Here is a 20,105-nt window from a genome sequence, read left to right as displayed (position 1 = left end):
TAGCGAGTTGCTCACTCCACAAGGTATTTGCGCAGAGAGCAACGTAGGTTTCGGGCAGGTAAGACATTTCGCACCGTGAGGTGCATCACACATGATGTTGCTGTGAGACCAAAGTAGTTGCTGTCCTAGCATCGGACAAGGGTTGCGGCGAAGATGATCGTGGACTCTAAGATGGTTCAGCCGAGCCGACCGTTAGGAAGTGCATTGTGGTAGGACGCCCCCGCACGAGCGATGAGGCCCCCCAGGGGGCGGCTGCATCCCTGCTCAACGGCCTCGGCGTGCTCGAGGCCTTCTCGATCGAGAAGCCGGTCCTCGGCGTCACCGAGATCGCGCAGCGCGTAGGGCTGCACAAGAGCACCGTCTCGCGGATCCTCGCCGGCCTCGCGGAGGCGGGATACGTCCAGCGCGACGAGGCCAGCGGCCGCTACCGCCTCGGGCTGGGACTCCTCGCGCTGTCCGGCCCCCTGCTCGCGGATCTCGACGTCCGCCGCGCCGCCCTGCCCTACCTCGAGGAACTCACCGAGCGGACTGGGGAGACCAGCGCGCTGGCGGTGTGGAACGGCGAGGAGGCGATCGTCGTCGAGCAGGTCCCCAGCCCCCATCAGGTCAAGCACACAGCGTCGATCGGTACGCGCTACAACAAGTTCGCCTCGTCCTCGGTCCAGGTGTTCCTCGCCGGGCTCACCCCGGACGCGGCGCGCGACCTGCTCGCCTCGGGTGCCGTGGTGCTGCCCGGGGCGCACGACGGCGGCCCCCAGACTGCCGCCGCCCGCCGGGCGCTGGATGTGCTCACCACGGTCGCGGCGGATGGCGTCGCGGTGAACGACGGCGCCACAACGCCGGAGGAATTCGGCGTGTCGGCCCCAGTGTGGGACTACCGCGGGCGCATGGTCGGCTGCGTGACGGCGTCCGCCCCGCGCTCGCGGGCCCAGGGCGAGGTTGCCGAGCGGCTGGCTGAGGCCGTCGTCGAGACTGCCGGGCGGGTGTCCGCGCGTCTCGGGTACGGGGCCAAGCGCGCCGAGGCCTGACTTCCGCCGGGCTGCCGCCCGATGCCGCGATTCGGGCCTCCGAGCGGGTGGGGTCTGGTCTACGGGATGGGCATCGGCCGACGTGGCAAGTGCCGTCGGCGTGGACAAGTCGTCGAAACGGCGACTTGTGGATGGGAACCGCACTTCCGACCGCCTAGGAGCGAGGCCGGGATGCGGCGCTGGCATCACACGCCCCGACCTCGCCGCGACAGGGGGTGACGTCGGCGCCAGAGGGGGTGACGTCGGGCCCACGCGGGGTGACGTCGGGCCCACGCGGGGTGACGTCGGCGCCAGAGGGGGTGACGTCGGCGCCACACGGGGTGACGTCGGCGGGTCAGAGGGCCTGGCGGATCGTGGTCTCGAAGCTCGTGACGTGCTCGAGGGCCATGCGGCCGGCGGCCTCCTCGTCACCGTCTGCGATCGCGCGCAGCAGGTCGGCGTGCTCCTTGACGTGCCCAGCCACCGAGGGCACCTTGTCCAGGACGAGGCACCAGATGCGCGTGGCGAGGTTGTCGTACCGGATGAGCGTGTCGGTGAGGTGCGGGTTGCCGGCGGCCTCGTAGATGAGCCGGTGGACCGTGATGTCGTAGCGCATGAGCTCGCGCTGGTCGAGGGGCTCCGACAGTGACTCGATGCGGTCGGCGGTCTCGCGCAGCTTTGCGCGCATGGCCGGCGATGCGTCCCGGGCGGCGCGGCGGGCCGCGAGCGGCTCGAGCTGCTCGCGGATCTCGGAGACGTCGGCGAGCTCGGTGATGTCCACGATGGTCGCGAACGTGCCGCGGCGGGGGTAGGACACCACGAGGTGGTCCACCTCCAGCCGCTTGAGCGCCTCGCGCACGGGTGTCCGGCCGACCCCGAGTTCGGCGGCCAGGGCGGTGTCGTTGATGGGGTCGCCGGGCTTGATCTCAAGCATGATGAGGCGGTCCCGCACGGTCAGGTACGCCTGCTCGGCGAACGAGGCGGCGGACGCCCCGGCCGTCTCGGCATGGGCTGTGATGGTCACCTTTCGCCTCCTTCCGGGGTGCGCTTGACTCCCCTGTGATGTGAACCATAGTATCGATGCCAGAACTAATATATCAGTTGACGATTAGTTAGATATCAATTCCGGTATCAAGCAGACGACAGACCAAGGAGGCACCGTGGAGAACCTTCTCGACCTGCCGCTCGTCCAGGCCGACCCCGAGGTCGCGGCAGCCATCGCCGCCGAGCTCGGGCGCCAGCAGGGGACGCTCGAGATGATCGCGTCGGAGAACTTCGCCCCGACGGCCGTCATGGAGGCGCAGGGTTCGGTCCTGACCAACAAGTACGCCGAGGGCTACCCGGGCAAGCGCTACTACGGCGGCTGCGAGCACGTTGACGTGATCGAGCAGCTCGCGATCGACCGGGCCAAGGCCCTCTTCGGCGCGGAGTACGCGAACGTCCAGCCGCACTCCGGCGCCCAGGCGAACGCCGCCGCGATGCACGCGCTCATCCAGTCCGGGGACACGATCATGGGCCTCGACCTGGCGCACGGCGGGCACCTGACCCACGGGATGAAGATCAACTTCTCCGGCAAGCTCTACAAGGTGGTCCCGTACCAGGTTTCCGAGAAGGACCACCGGATCGACATGGCGGAGGTCGAGCGGCTCGCCGTCGAGCACCGGCCCCAGCTCATGATCGCGGGCTGGTCCGCCTACTCCCGCCAGCTCGACTTCGCCGAGTTCCGCCGCATCGCGGACAAGGTCGGGGCCTTCCTGCTCGTGGACATGAGCCACTTCGCGGGACTCGTCGCCACCGGCCTCCACCCGAACCCCGTCCCGCACGCCCACGTCACCACGACGACGACACACAAGACGCTCGGCGGCCCGCGCGGCGGGATCATCCTCACCAACGACCCCGTCCTCGCCAAGAAGGTCAACTCCGCGGTGTTCCCCGGCCAGCAGGGCGGCCCGCTCGAGCACGTGATCGCCGGCAAGGCCGTCGCCTTCAAGTTCGCCGCGACCGAGGAGTTCCGCGACCGTCAGCGCCGCACGCTCGAGGGCGCCCGCATCCTCGCCGACCGCCTCACGCAGCCCGACCTCACGGAGGCGGGGATCGGCGTCGTGAACGGCGGCACCGACGTCCACCTGGTCCTCGTGGACCTGCGCCACTCGGAGCTCGACGGGCAGCAGGGCGAGGACCGGCTCCACCGGATCGGCATCACGGTCAACCGCAACGCCGTCCCGTTCGACCCGCGCCCGCCGATGGTGTCCTCCGGCCTGCGGATCGGCACGCCCGCCCTGGCCACCCGCGGCTTCGGCGCCGCAGAGTTCACCGAGGTCGCCGACATCATCGCCGCCGCCCTCAAGCCCGAGTTCGACGACGAGCTGGCCGCGGCGCTGCGGTCCCGCGTCGCCGTCCTCGCCGACAAGCACCCCCTCTACCCGCACCTGACCCCGGCCGAGTCCGGGGCCGCAACCGAGAACGGAGCCCAGTGATGGCGGACCTCCTGCCCGAACACCCGGACTTCCTCTGGAGGAACCCGGACCCGAAGCCCTCGTACGACGCCGTGATCGTCGGCGGTGGCGGCCACGGCCTCGCCACCGCGTACTACCTCGCGGCCCACCACGGCATGACCAACATCGCCGTGCTGGAGCGGGGCTGGCTCGCCGGCGGCAACATGGCCCGCAACACCACGATCATCCGCTCGAACTACCTGTGGGACGAGTCCGCGGCCATCTACGAGCACTCCCTCAAGCTGTGGGAGGCCCTGCCCGAGGAGCTCGAGTACGACTTCCTCTTCAGCCAGCGCGGCGTCATGAACCTCGCCCACACGCTCCAGGACGTGCGCGAGTCCGTCCGCCGCGTCGGCGCGAACAAGCTCAACGGCGTCGACGCCGAATGGCTCGACGCCGACCAGGTCAAGGAACTCTGCCCGATCATCAACACGAGCGAGGACATCCGCTACCCGGTCCTCGGCGCGACCTACCAGCCGCGCGCGGGCATCGCCAAGCACGACCACGTCGCGTGGGCCTTCGCCCGCAAGGCCGACGAGCTCGGCGTCGACATCATCCAGAACTGCGAGGTCACCGGCTTCGTCAAGGACGGCAACCGCGTGGTCGGCGTCCAGACGAACCGCGGCACGATCAACACCGGCAAGGTGGCGCTCTGCGCCGCCGGCCACTCCTCGGTCCTGGCCAAGCTCGCCGGCTTCGACCTGCCGATCCAGTCGCACCCGCTCCAGGCGCTCGTCTCCGAGCTCCACCACAAGGTGCACCCGACGGTCGTCATGTCGAACCACGTCCACGTGTACGTCTCCCAGGCGCACAAGGGCGAGCTCGTCATGGGCGCCGGCATCGACTCGTACAACGGCTACGGCCAGCGCGGTGCGTTCCACGTCATCGAGGAGCAGATGGCCGCCGCCGTCGAGCTCTTCCCGATCTTCGCCCGCGCACACCTGCTGCGCACTTGGGGCGGCATCGTCGACGTCACGCTCGACGCGTCCCCGATCGTGGGCAAGGCCCCGGTCGAGGGCATGTACGTCAACTGCGGCTGGGGCACGGGCGGCTTCAAGGGCACCCCGGGCGCCGGCTGGACCATGGCCCACACGATCGCGACCGACGAGCCGCACGCCCTCAACGCGCCCTTCGCCCTCGAGCGCTTCGAGACCGGCGCCCTCATCGACGAGCACGGCGCCGCCGCCGTGGCCCACTGAGCCCCAGGCTCAGACAGACACAGAAAGGAGCACGAGCATGCTGCTCATCACCTGCCCCAACTGCGGGCCGCGCGACGAGACCGAGTTCCACTACGGCGGCCAGGCCCACGTGGCCTACCCCGAGAACCCCGCCGAGCTGACCGACGCCGAGTGGTCCCGCTACCTCTTCTACCGCGAGAACCCGAAGGGCGCCTTCGCGGAGCGCTGGGTCCACACCGGCGGCTGCCGCAAGTGGTTCAACGCCATCCGTGACACCGTCACCTACGAGTTCAAGAGCATCTACACCGGCGCCGCGCCAGCGGCAGCCACCGCAGCACCTGCGCAGACCGGCGCATCCGCGACCACGAATGGAGGCCAGAAGTGACCAGCCAGAGCCACCGTCTCCCCGCCGAGAAGGCGCCGGGCTCGCGGATCGACCGCGACGCCGTCGTGCGCTTCACGGTCGACGGGACCGAGTACACGGGCTTCGCCGGCGACACGGTCGCCTCGGCCCTCCTCGCCAACGGCGTCGTCGAGACCGGCCCGTCCATGTACCTGGGCCGCCCGCGCGGCATCCTCGCCGCAGGCGTCGAGGAGCCCAACGGCCTGATCACCGTCAAGGACCGCGGCGCCGGCGGCGTCGACGAGACGATGCTCCCTGCCACGATTGTCGAGCTCACCGAGGGCCTGACGGCCACGTACCTCTCGGGCCTGGGCACCCTCGATCCGCGCACCGACGAGGCCGTCTACGACAAGAAGCACGTCCACACCGACGTCCTCGTCATCGGCGGCGGCCCCGCCGGCCTCGCCGCGGCCCGCGAGGCCGCGTCCACCGGCGCCCGCGTCATCCTCATCGACGACCAGCCCGAGCTGGGCGGCTCGCTGCTCTCCTCTCCGGGGGAGACGGTCGACGGCGTCCCCGCACCCGAGTGGATCGCGGCCGCTGCCGCCGAGCTCGCCGCCGGGGACGAGGTCACCGTGCTGACCCGCACGAACGCGTTCGGCTCCTACGACTCGAACTACATCGTGGCCCTCGAGTCCCGCACCGATCACCTCGGCGCTGAGAAGGCCCGCGAGCTCAGCGGCCAGGGCGTCTCCCGCCAGCGCCTGTGGCACATCCGCGCCGCCCAGGTCGTCCTCGCGACCGGCGCGCACGAGCGTCCGGTCGTCTTCGCGGACAACGACCGCCCGGGCATCATGCTCGCCTCCGCGGCCCGCACGTACCTCAACCGCTACGGCGTGCGCCCGGGCTCGTCCGCTGTCGTCTTCACGACCAACGACTCCGCCTACGCGACCGCCACGGACCTGGCCGCCGCAGGCGTCCCGGTCGCGGCCGTCGTCGACGCCCGGGACGAGAAGACCGAGGCTGCCCTCGCTGCCGAGGCCGCCGGCCTGCGCGTCATCGCCGGCTCCGTGGTGGCCGGCACCGAGGGCTCGCCCGAGAGCGGCAGGGTGAGCGCCGTCGTCGTGCGCGGCCTTGCCTCTGACGGCTCTCTGGCCGACGACGCCGAGCGCATCGAGGCGGACCTCCTGGCCGTCTCGGGCGGCTGGAGCCCGGTCGTGCACCTGTTCAGCCAGCGCCAGGGCAAGCTGCGCTGGGACGAGGACCTCGCCGGGTTCGTGCCGGCCGGCACCGTCACCGGCCAGCAGATCGTCGGCTCGGCCCGGGGCTCGTACCTGACCTCCGACGTGGTCTCCGAGGGCGCGCACGCGGGCGCGGTGGCCGCGTTCAACGCGGGCTTCGTGACCGAGGCCGGCGAGCACGCCACGGCGGTCTCGTCCCGCCCCGCCGTCGCCTCCGCCCCGACCCGCCAGGTCTGGCTCGTCCCGGGTGAGACCGGCGAGCCCGCGGACTGGAACACCCACTTCGTGGACCTCCAGCGCGACCAGACCGTCCACGACGTCCTCCGCGCCACCGGCGCCGGCATGCGCTCTGTCGAGCACGTCAAGCGCTACACCTCGATCTCGACCGCCAACGACCAGGGCAAGACCTCGGGCGTGAACGCGATCGGCGTCATCGCGGCGGCGCTGAAGGGTGAAGGTTCCGCCGCCGGCATCGGCGAGATCGGCACGACGACGTTCCGCGCCCCGTACGCGCCCGTCGCCTTCGCTGCGATGGCCGGCCGGAAGCGCGGGGAGCTGTTCGACCCCGAGCGGATCACCTCGATCCACCCGTGGCACGTGGCCCACGGCGCCAAGTTCGAGTTCGTCGGCCAATGGCTGCGCCCGTGGTACTTCCCGCAGGGCGAGGAGACCATGGACGAGGCCGTGCTGCGCGAGTGCGCCGCCGTGCGCGAGTCCGTGGGCTTCATGGACGCCACCACGCTCGGCAAGATCGAGATCTGGGGAGCGGACTCGGGCGAGTTCCTCAACCGCATCTACACCAACGCGTTCAAGAAGCTCGCCCCCGGCATGGGACGCTACGGCGTCATGTGCGGCCCGGACGGCATGATCTTCGACGACGGCGTGACCCTGCGCCTGGATCAGGACCGCTACTTCATGACCACCACGACCGGCGGTGCCGCGAAGGTCCTCGACTGGCTCGAGGAGTGGCACCAGACCGAGTGGCCCGAGCTCGACGTGAACTTCACGTCCGTGACCGAGCAGTGGACCACGGTCGCCGTCGTGGGCCCGAAGTCCCGCGCGGTCATCGCGAAGGTGGCCCCGGAGCTCGACGTCGACAACGACGCGTTCCCGTTCATGGCCTGGCGCGAGACCACCCTCGCCTCCGGCATCCCCGCCCGCGTGTGCCGCATCTCGTTCTCCGGCGAGCTCGCCTTCGAGATCAACGTGGCCGCCTGGTACGGGCTGCAGGTGTGGGAGGACGTGGCCGAGGCCGGCGCGGAGTTCAACATCACCCCGTACGGCACCGAGACCATGCACGTGCTGCGCGCGGAGAAGGGCTACCCGATCGTCGGCCAGGACACCGACGGCACCGTGACCCCGCAGGACGCGGGCATGGAGTGGATCGTGTCCAAGGCCAAGGACTTCGTGGGCAAGCGCTCCTACTCCCGCCTCGACACCGCCCGCACCGACCGCAAGCACATGGTCTCGCTGCTCCCCGTGGACCCGTCCTTCCGCCTCCCGGAGGGCACGCAGGTGATCGAGCAGCGGATCTCCACGAACCCCGCGTATGGGCCCGTGCCGATGCAGGGCCACGTCACGTCGAGCTACCACTCGGCGGCGCTCGGGCGCTCGTTCGCGCTCGCGCTCATCAAGAACGGCCGCAACCGGATCGGCGAGACCCTCACCGCCGTCGCCGGCGACCGGCTCGTGGATGTCCTGGTCGGTGAGACCGTCCTCTTTGACCCCGAAGGGAAGCGCCGTGATGGCTGAGACGATTGAAGTGACTGCACCTGCTCCCACCGCCCTCCGCGGAGACGCCGCGGCCCTGCGCCGCAGCCCCGCCGCCCAGCTGGCGGACGCCTTCGCGGCGGCGACGGTCCAGGGCGAGCGCGGCGTGGCCGTGCGCGAGATCCCGTTCCTGACCCAGCTCGGCGTCCGCGCCGTCCCCGGGTCCGCCGGCGCCGCGGCCGTCGAGTCCGCTCTCAGCGCGTCCCTGCCCTCGGGCCACGGGCGCACGACGACGGGCGGCGGCTACACCCTCCTGTGGGTTGGGCCCGACGAGTTCCTCGCGGTGGCGGACGAGACGCCGACCTCCGCCTTCGAGGACCGCGGACCGGCCGAGGCGGCCCGCGTGGGCGACGCGCTCGGCGAGGCCGGCGCGCGGGCCGCGGGCGCCGTCGTCGACCTCTCCGCGAACCGGACCACGTTCGAACTCAGCGGCCCGAGCGCGCTCGCGGTGCTCGAGAAGGGCATCTCCTACGACCTGCACCCGCGCCGCTTCGACGTGGGCACGGCCATCGCGACCGTCCTGGACCACGTGCCGGTGATCCTGTGGAAGACCGGCGAGGACACCTACCGGGTGCTCCCGCGGGCCTCGTTCGCGGACCACGTGGGCCGGTGGCTCGTGGACGCGATGCGCGAATTCGCGGTCAGCGGCGCTGCGGCAGCGGGCGTACGGTGAAAGCATGACTACCGAATACGTCCTGACGCTGGACTGTGCCGAGGGGCCGGGGATCGTGTACGCGGTCTCCGGGTTCCTGGCCGAACGCGGGTGCGACATCATCGACATCAAGCAGTTCGGCGACCGCCGCGGCGGCCACTTCTACATGCGGGTGCACTTCGAGGCCCCGGGTGACGAGCAGGGGAGTGCCGACGCCGCCGACCGCCTCCGGGAGGAGTTCGCGCCGGTCTCCTCGAAGTTCGGCATGGAGTGGACGCTGCGGCCGGCAGGGGAGAAGACCCGCGTCCTGCTCATGGTCTCCAAGTTCGGGCACTGCCTGAACGACCTCCTGTTCCGGGCCCGGGTCGGGGAGCTGCCGGTGGAGATCGTGGCTGTCGTGTCGAACCACGAGGACCACCGCGGCCTCGTCGAGTGGCACGGCATCCCGTACCACCACATCCCCGTCACGAAGGAGAACAAGCCCGAGGCCGAGGCGAAGCTCCTGACGCTCGTGGACGGGTACGGCGTGGAGCTCGTGGTCCTGGCCCGCTACATGCAGGTCCTGTCCGACCAGCTCGCGACGAAGATGTCCGGACGGGTGATCAACATCCACCACTCGTTCCTGCCGTCGTTCAAGGGCGCCAAGCCCTACCACCAGGCGTGGGAGCGGGGGGTCAAGACGGTCGGCGCCACGGCGCACTACGTCAACGCCGAGCTCGACGAGGGGCCGATCATCGCCCAGCAGGTCATCGAGGTGGACCACACCCACTCGCCCGAGGACCTCGTGGCCGTGGGCCGCGACGCCGAGTGCAAGGCGCTCTCCAATGCGGTGCGCTGGCACTGCGAGGGACGCGTGATCCTCAACGGCAACCGCACGGTGGTGCTGCGCTAGCAGCCCGCTCCTCCTCCCCTCCCTCTAGGGGTCACCTTCTGGGGGTCACCTCCTGTTGGTCTTTGTCACGACATTGACCATCAGGAGGTGACCCCCAGACGTGCTTAGGTGACCCGCCAGACGTGCTCAGGTGACCCGCCAGACGTGCTTAGGTGAGCGGCCAGACGTGCTCAGGTGAGCGGCCGGGTCATTCGGCCGCGGCCACGTGCAGGCGCCAGGGGACGGCAGGGAGCGGGACGGTCCGCGCCACGCCGCCGTCGGGGGAGAAGATGTCGCCGACGAGGCTGCCCGAGTTGGTGGCGATGACGACGTCCATCTGGTCCACGATGCACGAGCCGGCCGGCAGCGCTTCGAGGAAGGGCGCGAACTCCTCCTGGATGCGGGAGACCAGGATGTCGGCCGCTGCCACGCCGACCGACCTGCCGTCCTTCACCACCCGCTTGCTGAACGTGACGAGGTACGCGTTGGAGCCGAGCGCGTCGACGTACGAGTAGCTCGCCTGCACCGCGCCCTTCTCATCCTTGGGCCACCATGGGGAGCTCGAGTAGTCGTAGTACTGGAGGTCCATCTCCAGCCGCTCGGGGGCCGGCCGGCCAACGGGCACATAGGACCACACGATTCCCGTGTCGCCGAAGTAGGCCGCATCGGCGAGGAAGCCTACCCCGTAGAGCACCGGACGGGCCGCGACCAGGGAGTCCAGGGTCACGTCGTAGATGGCTTCGAGGGCGGCGAGCCCCTTGTCCGGCGCGGCGTCGAGGGCCGCCAGGACGGCGTTGTCGACAGCGCGGATCGCGGCGACGGCGCGCTTCTCGATCTCGACGGCCAACGACTCGATGCCGGCGACCGCCTCGGACTCGGCGCTCTCGGCACGGCGCTGCCGCGGGGCCATCGGTGCCGAACCGTCCATGGACATGCGCAGGTCGATGAGGGCGTTCATCTCGTGCCGGACATGCTCTTCCGCGCGCACGCGTGCCTCGGCGGGCTGGCCGAGCCGGATCGCCTCGACGATGGCGGCATGCTCCTGGGCGGCCCGGACGCCGCTGCCCGCGGCGCTCGTCCAGATCAGCGGCCCGACCTCGGCCTGGAGCGCCATCTCCTGGCGCGTGAGGCGCACGGAGCGTGACGCTGCCGCCAATTCGAGGTGGAACCTGCTGTCCGCCCGGGCCATGCCGGCGGGCTCGGCGGCCGATTCGACCATGGCGCCGAGCGAGGCCAGACGCGCCACCGAGATCTGCTGCGGCCTCGCCGCTGCCGCTGCCGCCGCCGAACCGGCCAGGACGGCGCGGTACTCGCGGATGTCGCGCAGGTCGTCCAGCGTGTAGGCGGCGAGCGTTTCCCGCCGCGCCCGGGCGAGCTCGCCGGTGTTCGCCTTGACGAAGCTCCCACCGCCGCGCCCGCGGCGGGTCTCCACGAGACCCAGATGGCGCAGTTCGGCAAGCGCGGTCCGCAGTGTCTGCGTCGAGACGCGCATCATTGCGGCCAGGTCGTTCTCGCTCGGCAGCTGGGCCCCGTCCTCGAGGACTCCCAGCTCGATGGCGTGGCGGATCCGGCGCCCGATCTCCTCGCCGCGCTCGCCGGTCTCCAAAGGGGCGAACGCGAGCTGTTCCCTCCAGCTGGTCATGATCCCATCCTCCTCCCGCGGAATGTCTTCAGTATAACTCTTGACATGTGATCTCACAGGTTTAGAGTTTAAATATCAGCGGAAAGGGATCGACGTCCCGGACCGACCGCCACAGAGAAGGACCGAAGGAGGCGGGGGCCATGGTGGATGTCAACGAAGTCGTCCATGTGTGGAGCCGCGCCGGTCACGGAACTCCGGATGACCGACTGGGCCGCTACGCCCAAGCACTCACTGCCGATCGTCCCGTCGGTCCGTACCGGGCCCTCGACGACGCCCAGGAGGACCAGGCGATCCTCGCCCTCTACCGAGTGGACCGCCCGCAGGCCACGATCGCGGACCTCCACCAGATGCCGCCGCTCGCGCTGTCCAGCTACCACCAGATGCTCCACGACCTGGCCCGCGAGGGGCTCGGCCCGATGCGGGACTCCCGCCCGTTCCCGATCGGGGGACTGCGGTGAAGCGCCGCATCCCGCGGGCTCCGCACGGCCTCGGAAACCCGGTCCCGCCCCGCGCCCACGGCGCGGCGCCGCTGCCGGATCAGGTCCTCGAGGAGGAGCGCGAACGGCTCATCCGCCGGCTGGACGTGGAGATCATCGTCGCAGACTTCGTCTGACGCCCTGTGGAGCGGCCCTTCCCCGGCCGCATTCCCGCCCAGCTGCCCGCGAGGACGAGCAGGCCGCCGACCGCCAGGCCCGGGGTGAGGGGCTCGGCGTCGATGAGGGCGGACAGCACGACGGCGGGGATCGGGATCAGCAGGAACTGGTACGACGTCGCGGAGGCGCTCCATCGCCGCAGGACGAACAGGAATGCCGCGAAGATCGCCACCGTCGACACGACCAGGAAGCCGAGGGCCACCCATGTCGAGGGAGCGGCAGGAACCGCCCAGCGCTCGCCGCTTGCCACGGAGGCGATGGCGAGGAGGCCGGCACCGACCGCCATGCCGATGGCATTGAGGGCGGCGATCGGCAGGGGCGGGAACCGCTTGACGACGACGGCTCCCGCGCCGACCGACACCGCGGCCGCGGTGATCGCGACCACGCCGGGGATCGAGAACTGGGGCGCGCCGCCTGTGCCGATCCCACTGACGACGGCGATCCCCCCGAGCGCGACGACGGTGCCGAGCACCCGGCGCCAGCTGAAGACCTCGAGCCCGAAGGCTGCGGCGAGGAGGATCGTGGCCAGGGGCACCGAAGCGAGGATGATCTGGGCGAGGCCCGCGTGGACGGTGCGCAGTCCCTCGTAGATGAATCCGTAGGCGAGCCCGAAGTTGAGCAGCCCGTACAGGAGGGCCCCGGCAAGCTGCCGACCGCGCGGCCAGGCCTTGCCGCTGAGGGCCATGATGACCACGAACACGAGTGCTGCGGCGGCGAACCGTGCTGCCGCCCCGAAGAGGGGATCGAGCTCCCGGTTGCTGACGCGGATCGCCACGGCGTTGCCTCCCGTGACGACCACCGCGCCGGTGAAGACCAGGGCGGTCAGCACGCCGCCGCGGCGTGCGCTGTGGCCGCTGTCCAGGGGCCCAGAGGTCTCCGCGGGTTCGGCGGTGTCCATGGGGACAGTGTGCGCCGATGCCGCCCCCGCCGCCATCGCGCGAACGCGCGCCCGGGTGCCCGGGCGCCCGGGTGCGTCAGCGGTACTCGGGGTTGGGGTGGTCCTTGTTGGACAGGTCCCAGTTCGAGATCACGTTGCCGTGGGCCGGGATGCCGCCGGCATCCTTGAGGCGCCGGGCCGTGTGCAGCATGTTCCACGCCGCGAACACCGCGTTCCGGGTGGTCCAGTGGTTCTGCGCGCCCCGGTTGTCGTCGAGGTACGACGGGCCCGGGCCTGCCTCCCCGTTCCAGTAGGCGTCCGCCTGCGGAGGGATCGTGAAGCCGATGTGGCTCAGCGCGTAGAGCAGCTGCGAGGCGCAGTGCTTGCCGCCGTCCTCGTTGCCGGTCACGATGACGCCGCCCACCTTGCCGTAGTAGGCCCACTGCCCCTTCTCGTTGGCCTCGCCGGAGTAGCCGTACAGCCGCTCGACCATCAGCCGGGTGACCGAGGACTGGTCGCCGAGCCACGTCGGGGTGGCGAGCACGACGATGTCCGCGGGCTCGATGAGGGAGTGGTAGAGCTCCGGGAAGGCGTCCGTGGGCCAGCCGTGCTCGCGCATGTCGGGGTAGACCCCCGGCGGGATGTCGTGGTCCACCGTCCGGATCTCGTCCACGCGGGTGCCCACGCCCTCGACCACCCGCCTGCTGACCGCTATGAGGCCGTCGGTATGGCTCTGCTCGGGGCTGGGCTTGAGCGTGCCGTTGATGTACACCGCCCTCAGGTCTGAGAAGTCCGTGGTGCTCGCCGCGACCTCGGCGTCGATGAACGCCCGCACTGACTCCGGCAGCATGGCGGCTCCTTCCGTTGTGGGCCGTTCCCGCTCTCGTCCACACGATGCTAGGCGCGCCGGGGGCAGGAGGGGAGGGGCGGCGTCGTGTGTCAGCGCGTGCGGATCGCCGCGAAGCCGCTGGCAGCCATGACGAGGACGGCGCCGAGGATGAGGGCGAGCGGCGCGGTCCAGCCGCCCGCCCAGGCACGCAGGCCGCCCATCACGATCGGGCCCGACGAGGCGACGGCGTAGCCGACGGTCTGGATGAGGGCGGTCATGCGGCGGTTCTCGTCGAGCGTGCGGGCCCGCTGGATCACCACCGTGAACACGACCGTGAATGTCCCGCCCTGGGCGATGCCGCCGAGGACGGCCCAGACCAGCCAGGCGCCCGGCGCCGCGAGCAGGCCCGCCGGAAGGGCCACCCAGCACGCGGCGACGAGGGCGAAGAGCCGGGTCGGGCCCCAGGAGAACGCGTGCGCGAGTCCCGGGACGAGCAGCGGTCCTGCGATGGCGAGCACCTGGAACAGGCTCGCGGCGAGGCCGGCCTCGGGCGGCGTCATGCCCCGGGTCTCGACCAGGAACGTGGGGAACCACAGCGTGACGGCGTAGTAGCCCAGATTGTGCATCCCGAACGTGACGGTGAAGAGCCACATCATGCGCCTGTTCGCCGGGCTCACCTGCGCCCGCGGGACCGTCGGCGTGGGTGCGGCGTGCGCACGACGGCGCGCGGCCGCCCGGGCGAGCGGGCCGGGGAAGTCTGCGTCCGACCACCGCGGCCCGTCCTTGCCGGGCGGGAAGACGAACAGCCAGGCGCCTGCCGCGACGGCTGTCACCGCGAGCCAGGAGGCGAGCGAGGCCTGCCATCCGACCACAGCTGCGAGGGGCGCTGTGAGCGCCGAGGCGAGGGTCGTGCCCACGTTGACCGCCGCCGTCGTGAGCCCCGTCATGAGCGCCGCACGGTGCGGGAAGTCGCGGCCCACGAGCAGGGGAGTGGCGACGTTGACGATGGTCATCGCGGCTCCGATCGCCACTGTTCCCGCAAGTGCTCCGTCCGCCCCGCCGTACGAGCGCAGCAGGATGCCCGCCGCGAGGCCGCCGAAGAAGTACAGGAGTGCATGGTTGATCCCGATCCGGCCGATGAACCAGGCCGCCGCCGGCGTAATGAGCCCGAAGCACAGGACGGGAATCGCGGTGAGGAGCCCGACGACGGCGGCCCCTAGGCCGGTGCCGCTCTGGATGTCCGCCAGCACCGGGCCGAGCGCGACGAGCGGCGCGCGGGCGTTGAGCGAGACGAGGCCGACGGCGAGCAGGGCCAGCGCCGCGGCGCGGCTCATCCGGCTGGTCACGGGGAGTCCTTTCGACGGGGGATGGCCGGCGGGCTCCCACGTCGAATGCGGTTCCGGGCGGCGTTCCCACTCTCTCACGGCCGGGAGGAGGCGCCTCATCATTTGTCAGGACAAAGTATTGCAGGGAGAGCCGATTCAGTATATTGTCGTTATGTCAGGACAAATTGCTAGCAAAGGATCCCAGCGCATGCCCCTCATCCGCATCGACGTCGCCGCAGGCCGCAGCCCCGAGGAGCTCGCAGCCATCAGCCGGGCCATCCACGACGCGGTCCTCGCCGAGTACCGGATCCCCGAGCGCGACTACTTCCACATCATCACCGAGCATGCCCCGGGCCAGATCGTGGCGCAGGACGCCGGGCTCGGCTTCGACCGGACCTCCGGGGTCGTGATGATCCAGATCTTCACCCAGGGCGGCCGGGCGCAGGAGGCCAAGGAGGGCCTGTTCGAGGCGATCGCCCAGAATCTCGGCGAGGCGGGCGTGCCGGGCGAGGACGTGTTCATCGGGTACGTCGAGAACACCGCCGGGGACTGGTCCTTCGGCTTCGGCCGGGCACAGTACGTGACCGGGGAACTGGCCGTCCCCGCGCGCTGACGCCGCTGGATCAACAATGGCAACTTGTCAGTACAAACCTTTGACAGGACATTAATTCTGTAGCAGAGTGGACCTGTGGCCGCCGCCACAGGCAGCGAAGCCGGCCCGGGTCACCGGGCTCCCGAGGAAAGGCACGCAGTAGTGACCTACGACGTTCTCACGATGGGGCGCATCAGCGTCGACATCTACCCCAACGACATCGGCGTCGGCCTGGCGGACGTGACGAGCTTCGGCAAGTACCTGGGCGGTTCGCCGTCGAACGTCGCCGTCGCAGCTGCGCGCCATGGGCGCGCCACCGCCGTCGTCACCCGCACGGGCGACGACCCCTTCGGCGAGTACCTCCATCGCGAGCTCGCCAAGTTCGGCGTCGACGACCGCTTCGTGACCCCGGTTGCGGGCCTCCAGACTCCGGCGACGTTCTGCGCGATCATGCCCGCCACGCATGATTTCCCGCTCTACTTCTACGGCAGATTCCCCACCGCCCCGGACCTGCAGATCCGGGCCGACGAGCTCGACCTCGACGCCATCAGGGATGCGCGCATCTTCTGGTCCACGGTCACGGGCCTGTGCCAGGAGCCCAGCCGGTCCGCGCACATCGCCGCGCACGAGGCCCGGCCGCGCGCCGGCCTCGCAGAGGCCACCGGCACAGCGGGCCAGTTCACCGTCCTCGACCTGGACTACCGCCCGATGTTCTGGGATTCCGAGGAGGCCGCCCGCGAGCAGGTCGCCAAGGTCCTGCCCCACGTCACAGTCGCGATCGGCAACGAGGAGGAGTGCGCGGTCGCCGTCGGCCACGGCACCCCGGACGAGCAGGCGGACCGCCTCCTCGCTGCGGGCGTCGAGATCGCCGTCGTCAAGCTCGGTCCTGAGGGCGTCATGGCCAAGACCCGCACCGAGCGCGTCGTCTCCGCCCCTGTCCCGGTCGAGACCCTCAACGGACTCGGCGCCGGCGACTCGTTCGGCGGCGCGTTCTGCCACGGCCTCCTGGCCGGATGGCCGCTCGCCCAGGTCCTCGACTACGCCAACGCCTCGGGGGCGATCGTCGCCTCCCGCCTCGCCTGCTCCGACGCGATGCCGACGCCGGAGGAAGTCACCGCGCTGCTGGCCGAGCGCGGCCGCCTCGTCCCCGAGGCGGTGGCCCAGTGACCGCCGCCTCCGCCACCGCCGCCGGGTCCCCGTCGGCTGCCCTCGCCAACCCGCACGACGACGACCCGCGCCGCTACGAGCACCTCACCAAGATCCGGCTCGAGGACCCGCAGGCGGTGGCCCGCGCGGCGGCCTCCCGCCGCCGCCACCCGGGCGCCGTCCTCGGGAAGCAGAACTTCATCGTCGCGGCCGACCACCCGGCCCGCGGGGCGCTCGCGGCGCAGGGCCAGCCCGAGGCCATGGCCGACCGGCGGGAGCTCCTCGACCGCCTCCAGATCGCCCTCGCGAACCCGGCCGTCGACGGCGTGCTCGCGAGCCCGGACATCATGGACGACCTGCTCCTGCTCGGGGCGCTCGAGGGCAAGCTCGTCTTCGGCTCGATGAACCGAGGAGGCCTCGCGGGGTTCGTCAACGAGCTCGACGACCGCTTCACGGGCCACACCGCCGAGGCGCTCGCGGCCCTCGGAGCCGACGGCGGCAAGATGCTCACCCGGATCGCGCTCGGCGACCCCGCCACGGCGTCGATCCTCGAGAACACGGCCAAGGCCGTGGACTCGCTCGCGGCCCACGGCCTCATCGCGATGGTCGAGCCCTTCCTCTCGAGCTGGGTCGATGGCAAGGTCAAGAACGACCTCTCCACAGAGGCCGTCATCAAGTCCATCGCGATTGCCTCCGGCCTGGGCTCCACGAGCGCGTACACCTGGATGAAGCTGCCGGTGGTGCAGGACATGGAGCGCGTCATGGCGGCGACGACCATGCCGACCGTGCTCCTCGGCGGCGACCCGGCCGGCCACCAGGACGAGGTCTTCGCCTCGTGGGGCCGGGCGCTCGCCCTCCCCGGCGTGCAGGGACTCACGGTGGGGCGCACCCTCCTGTACCCGGCCGACGGCGACGTGGCCGGCGCCGTCGCATCCGCGGCATCGCTGCTGCGCACCGAAGAGATCACCCCCGCTGCGGCGGCCAAGCCAATGGAGGCATCGAAGTGACATCCACCCGCACGATGACGGTCGCCCAGGCCCTCGTCGAGTTCCTCGGCCGCCAGTACACGGTGGACTCGGTGGGCGGCCCTGACGGTGGCGCCTACCGCGAGCGGCTCATCCCGGGCATGTTCGGCATCTTCGGGCACGGCAACGTGGCCGGAGTGGGCCAGGCGCTCAAGCAGTGGCAGGTCGTCGACCCCACGCTGATGCCGTACTACCAGGGCCGCAACGAGCAGGCGCAGGTCCACCAGGCCGTCGGCTACGCCCGCCACACGCGCCGCCGCCAGACCTTCGCGGTCTCGACGTCGATCGGCCCGGGCTCCTCGAACCTGCTCACCGGCGCGGCCCTCGCGACGGCGAACCGCCTCCCCGCGCTGCTCCTGCCGAGCGACACCTTCGCGACCCGCGCGGCGGACCCGGTCCTGCAGCAGCTCGAGCAGCCCCACGGCTACGACCTCACCGTCAACGACGCGTTCCGACCGCTCTCGAAGTACTTCGACCGCGTCAACCGGCCCGAGCAGCTCGTCTCCGCGCTCCTGCACGGCCTGCGCGTCCTCACCGACCCGGCCGAGACCGGAGCCGTGACGATCGCCCTCCCGCAGGACGTCCAGGCCGAGGTCTTCGACGTCCCCGAGGAGTTCCTCGCCGAGCGCGAGTGGCGCATCCGCCGCCCCGAGCCCGAGTCCGAGGACATCGCCGAGGCCGCCCGCCGCATCCGCGCCGCGAAGCGCCCGGTCATCATCGCCGGCGGCGGCGTCCTCTACGCCTTCGCCACGGACCAGCTCCGCGCGTTCGCCGAGACCACCGGCATCCCGGTCGGGTGGACGCAGGCCGGGGTCGGCTCCCTCGCCTGGGACCACCCCCAGGCGCTCGGAGCGGTCGGTTCCACGGGCACCACGGCCGCGAACGCCGTCGTGCGCGATGCGGACCTCGTCATCGGCATCGGCACGCGCTACGAGGACTTCACCACGGCCTCGCGCACCGCGTTCCAGGACCCGGACGTTCGGTTCGTGAACATCAACGTCGCCCCCATCGACGCCTACAAGCACGGCACCTCGCTGCCGATCGTCGCCGACGCGCGCAAGGCCCTCGCGGCGCTCACGACGGCGCTGGGCGGCTACCGCGTCGGCGCGGAGCTCGAGCGCGTGGTCGCCGACGAGAAGGCCCGCTGGGACGACACGGTGGACGCCGCGTTTGCCCAGGACCACCAGCCCCTCGTGTCCCAGAACGCCATCATCGGCGCGGTCAACCGCGCGATGGACCCGCGCGACGTCGTGATCTGCGCCGCCGGTTCCCTCCCCGGCGACCTGCACAAGATGTGGCGCATCCGCGACCCGTTCGGCTACCACGTCGAGTATGCCTTCTCCTGCATGGGCTACGAGATCCCCGGCGGCCTCGGGGTCAAGCGCGCGGCCCTCGACGAGGCGACGCGTGGCCAGGGCGGCGGGGACGCGCCGCGCGACGTCGTCGTGATGGTCGGCGACGGCTCCTACCTCATGATGCACACGGAGCTCGTCACGGCGGTCGCGGAGGGCATCAAGCTCATCACCGTGCTCATCCAGAACCACGGCTACGCCTCGATCGGCGCACTCTCGGAGCAGCTCGGCTCGCAGCGCTTCGGCACCAAGTACCGCACGCTGGACCGGCAGCACCACACGTTCGACGACGGCGAGAAGCTCCCGATCGACCTCGCCACGAACGCCGAGAGCCTCGGCGTGACGGTGTACCGGATCGAGCCGGGGCCTGACGCCATCGCCGACCTCGAGGCCGCCATCGGCAAGGCCAAGGCCGCGCCGGAGGGCTCGGGCCCGATCGTGATCCACATCGAGTCCGATCCGCTCGTGGACGCCCCGAGCTCCGAGTCCTGGTGGGACGTTCCCGTCTCCGGCGCCTCCGAGCTCGAGTCCACCAAGCGGGCCTTCGCCACCTACATCGACCACAAGTCCCGTCAGCGGCCGTTCCTCGGCTGATCCCTCAGAACGAACCGCGAAAGCCCATCAGGAGTACACGAGATATGAGCATCAAGACCATTCCGCATTTCCTCAATGGTGAGGAGTCCAACGGTGTCGGGGAGCGGACGCAGCCGGTGTTCAATCCGGCCACGGGTGAGCAGACCGGGGAGCTGCGCCTGGCCGACCGGCAGGATCTGGAGACCGCGGTCGCGAACGCGCGCAAGGCCGCCGAGGCGTGGGGGGAGACCTCCCTGGCCAAGCGGACCGCGGTGCTGTTCCGGTTCCGCGAGCTCGTCGCCTCCCATGTGGACGACCTCGCACAGCTGGTCACGGCCGAGCACGGCAAGGTCCTCTCCGATGCCAGGGGCGAGATCGGGCGCGGCCTGGAGGTGATCGAGTTCGCCTGCGGGATCCCGCAGCTGCTCAAGGGCGCCTACTCCGACCAGGCCTCCACCGGCATCGACGTGTTCTCCTACCGCCAGCCCGTCGGGGTCGTGGCCGGGATCACCCCGTTCAACTTCCCCGTCATGG

The 20,105-nt window shown here is 70.9% G+C and carries 18 protein-coding genes; 13 read left to right on the top strand and 5 right to left on the bottom strand.

All coding sequences use genetic code 11. From position 1 onward, the window contains the following. Positions 1–206: 206 nt before the first annotated feature. Positions 207–1,028: an IclR family transcriptional regulator gene (locus ACQ5BE_RS11400; RefSeq protein ID WP_430297136.1), complete on the top strand. Its 822-nt coding sequence runs from the start codon at positions 207–209 to the stop codon at positions 1,026–1,028. A gap of 334 nt (positions 1,029–1,362) precedes the next feature. Here ACQ5BE_RS11400 and ACQ5BE_RS11395 read toward each other — a convergent pair whose 3' ends face one another. Then, the gene (locus tag ACQ5BE_RS11395; RefSeq protein ID WP_413250074.1) at positions 1,363–2,031 is read right to left on the bottom strand and encodes a GntR family transcriptional regulator; all 669 of its coding nucleotides are present in this window, start codon (positions 2,029–2,031) and stop codon (positions 1,363–1,365) included. A 136-nt stretch (positions 2,032–2,167) separates the two neighbouring features. Between ACQ5BE_RS11395 and glyA the strand changes: the two genes are divergently transcribed. The 6 genes from glyA to purU are packed head-to-tail and all read left to right on the top strand — an operon-like array spanning position 2,168 to position 9,578. Further along, positions 2,168–3,484: a serine hydroxymethyltransferase gene (gene glyA / locus ACQ5BE_RS11390; RefSeq protein WP_430297135.1), complete on the top strand. Its 1,317-nt coding sequence runs from the start codon at positions 2,168–2,170 to the stop codon at positions 3,482–3,484. Beyond that, entirely contained in the window at positions 3,484–4,701 is a 1,218-nt protein-coding gene (locus tag ACQ5BE_RS11385) for a sarcosine oxidase subunit beta family protein (protein WP_413250076.1), read from the top strand. Before glyA ends, ACQ5BE_RS11385 begins: the two co-directional genes overlap by 1 nt. 37 nt (positions 4,702–4,738) lie before the next feature. After that, the gene (locus ACQ5BE_RS11380) at positions 4,739–5,065 is read left to right on the top strand and encodes a sarcosine oxidase subunit delta (protein WP_344300711.1); all 327 of its coding nucleotides are present in this window, start codon (positions 4,739–4,741) and stop codon (positions 5,063–5,065) included. Next, on the top strand, positions 5,062–8,016 hold the full coding sequence (locus tag ACQ5BE_RS11375) for a 2Fe-2S iron-sulfur cluster-binding protein (protein WP_430297134.1): 2,955 nt from the start codon (positions 5,062–5,064) through the stop codon (positions 8,014–8,016). Before ACQ5BE_RS11380 ends, ACQ5BE_RS11375 begins: the two co-directional genes overlap by 4 nt. Continuing rightward, complete coding sequence (locus ACQ5BE_RS11370; protein ID WP_430297133.1) at positions 8,009–8,707, top strand: sarcosine oxidase subunit gamma; 699 nt, start codon at positions 8,009–8,011, stop codon at positions 8,705–8,707. The genes ACQ5BE_RS11375 and ACQ5BE_RS11370 overlap by 8 nt, the downstream gene beginning before the upstream one ends. Before the next feature lie 4 nt (positions 8,708–8,711). Further along, positions 8,712–9,578, top strand: a complete 867-nt coding sequence (gene purU / locus ACQ5BE_RS11365) for a formyltetrahydrofolate deformylase (protein WP_430297132.1) — start codon at positions 8,712–8,714, stop codon at positions 9,576–9,578. A gap of 187 nt (positions 9,579–9,765) precedes the next feature. On the opposite strand, the gene ACQ5BE_RS11360 is transcribed toward purU, so the two are convergent. After that, positions 9,766–11,199 carry a GntR family transcriptional regulator gene (locus ACQ5BE_RS11360; protein ID WP_430297131.1) on the bottom strand — a complete coding sequence of 478 codons (1,434 nt, stop codon included), beginning with the start codon at positions 11,197–11,199 and terminating at the stop codon, positions 9,766–9,768. Between the two features lie 140 nt (positions 11,200–11,339). Between ACQ5BE_RS11360 and ACQ5BE_RS11355 the strand changes: the two genes are divergently transcribed. After that, on the top strand, positions 11,340–11,657 hold the full coding sequence (locus ACQ5BE_RS11355; protein WP_208711769.1) for a hypothetical protein: 318 nt from the start codon (positions 11,340–11,342) through the stop codon (positions 11,655–11,657). A 79-nt stretch (positions 11,658–11,736) separates the two neighbouring features. Here the strand turns inward: ACQ5BE_RS11355 and ACQ5BE_RS11350 are convergent, their stop codons facing one another. From ACQ5BE_RS11350 to ACQ5BE_RS11340, 3 genes are all read right to left on the bottom strand, one after another. Then, positions 11,737–12,750 (bottom strand): DMT family transporter, encoded by a 1,014-nt coding sequence (locus tag ACQ5BE_RS11350; protein WP_430297130.1) that lies wholly within the window; start codon positions 12,748–12,750, stop codon positions 11,737–11,739. 76 nt (positions 12,751–12,826) lie between these two features. Continuing rightward, a complete protein-coding gene (locus ACQ5BE_RS11345; RefSeq protein WP_430297129.1) occupies positions 12,827–13,579 on the bottom strand; it encodes a flavodoxin family protein in 753 nt (250 codons plus the stop codon). A gap of 89 nt (positions 13,580–13,668) precedes the next feature. Beyond that, entirely contained in the window at positions 13,669–14,904 is a 1,236-nt protein-coding gene (locus ACQ5BE_RS11340; protein WP_430297128.1) for a CynX/NimT family MFS transporter, read from the bottom strand. Between the two features lie 187 nt (positions 14,905–15,091). Between ACQ5BE_RS11340 and ACQ5BE_RS11335 the strand changes: the two genes are divergently transcribed. The 5 genes from ACQ5BE_RS11335 to ACQ5BE_RS11315 all read left to right on the top strand — a co-directional run. Continuing rightward, complete coding sequence (locus ACQ5BE_RS11335; RefSeq protein WP_430297127.1) at positions 15,092–15,496, top strand: tautomerase family protein; 405 nt, start codon at positions 15,092–15,094, stop codon at positions 15,494–15,496. 141 nt (positions 15,497–15,637) lie between these two features. Further along, positions 15,638–16,642, top strand: a complete 1,005-nt coding sequence (gene iolC, locus ACQ5BE_RS11330; protein ID WP_430297126.1) for a 5-dehydro-2-deoxygluconokinase — start codon at positions 15,638–15,640, stop codon at positions 16,640–16,642. After that, entirely contained in the window at positions 16,639–17,628 is a 990-nt protein-coding gene (locus ACQ5BE_RS11325; RefSeq protein WP_430297125.1) for a Cgl0159 family (beta/alpha)8-fold protein, read from the top strand. The genes iolC and ACQ5BE_RS11325 overlap by 4 nt, the downstream gene beginning before the upstream one ends. A gap of 14 nt (positions 17,629–17,642) precedes the next feature. Further along, entirely contained in the window at positions 17,643–19,592 is a 1,950-nt protein-coding gene (iolD, locus tag ACQ5BE_RS11320; RefSeq protein WP_430297250.1) for a 3D-(3,5/4)-trihydroxycyclohexane-1,2-dione acylhydrolase (decyclizing), read from the top strand. Between the two features lie 44 nt (positions 19,593–19,636). After that, positions 19,637–20,105: aldehyde dehydrogenase family protein (locus ACQ5BE_RS11315; RefSeq protein WP_430297124.1), on the top strand; the 469-nt coding region annotated here is incomplete at its 3' end.

It is taken from the genome of Sinomonas sp. B1-1 (assembly GCF_050474465.1).
GTDB classification, from domain to species: domain Bacteria; phylum Actinomycetota; class Actinomycetes; order Actinomycetales; family Micrococcaceae; genus Sinomonas; species Sinomonas flava.
This window is presented reverse-complemented; position numbering and strand designations above follow the sequence as displayed.

Coding starts and splice junctions, on each gene's coding strand:
- ACQ5BE_RS11385 (WP_413250076.1), top strand. CDS start 3,484: ATGGCGGACCTCCTGCCCGAACACCCGGACTTCCTCTGGAGGAACCCG.
- ACQ5BE_RS11380 (WP_344300711.1), top strand. CDS start 4,739: ATGCTGCTCATCACCTGCCCCAACTGCGGGCCGCGCGACGAGACCGAG.
- ACQ5BE_RS11370 (WP_430297133.1), top strand. CDS start 8,009: ATGGCTGAGACGATTGAAGTGACTGCACCTGCTCCCACCGCCCTCCGC.
- purU (WP_430297132.1), top strand. CDS start 8,712: ATGACTACCGAATACGTCCTGACGCTGGACTGTGCCGAGGGGCCGGGG.
- ACQ5BE_RS11360 (WP_430297131.1), bottom strand. CDS start 11,199: ATGACCAGCTGGAGGGAACAGCTCGCGTTCGCCCCTTTGGAGACCGGC.
- ACQ5BE_RS11355 (WP_208711769.1), top strand. CDS start 11,340: ATGGTGGATGTCAACGAAGTCGTCCATGTGTGGAGCCGCGCCGGTCAC.
- ACQ5BE_RS11350 (WP_430297130.1), bottom strand. CDS start 12,750: ATGGACACCGCCGAACCCGCGGAGACCTCTGGGCCCCTGGACAGCGGC.
- ACQ5BE_RS11345 (WP_430297129.1), bottom strand. CDS start 13,579: ATGCTGCCGGAGTCAGTGCGGGCGTTCATCGACGCCGAGGTCGCGGCG.
- ACQ5BE_RS11335 (WP_430297127.1), top strand. CDS start 15,092: ATGCCCCTCATCCGCATCGACGTCGCCGCAGGCCGCAGCCCCGAGGAG.
- iolD (WP_430297250.1), top strand. CDS start 17,643: ATGACGGTCGCCCAGGCCCTCGTCGAGTTCCTCGGCCGCCAGTACACG.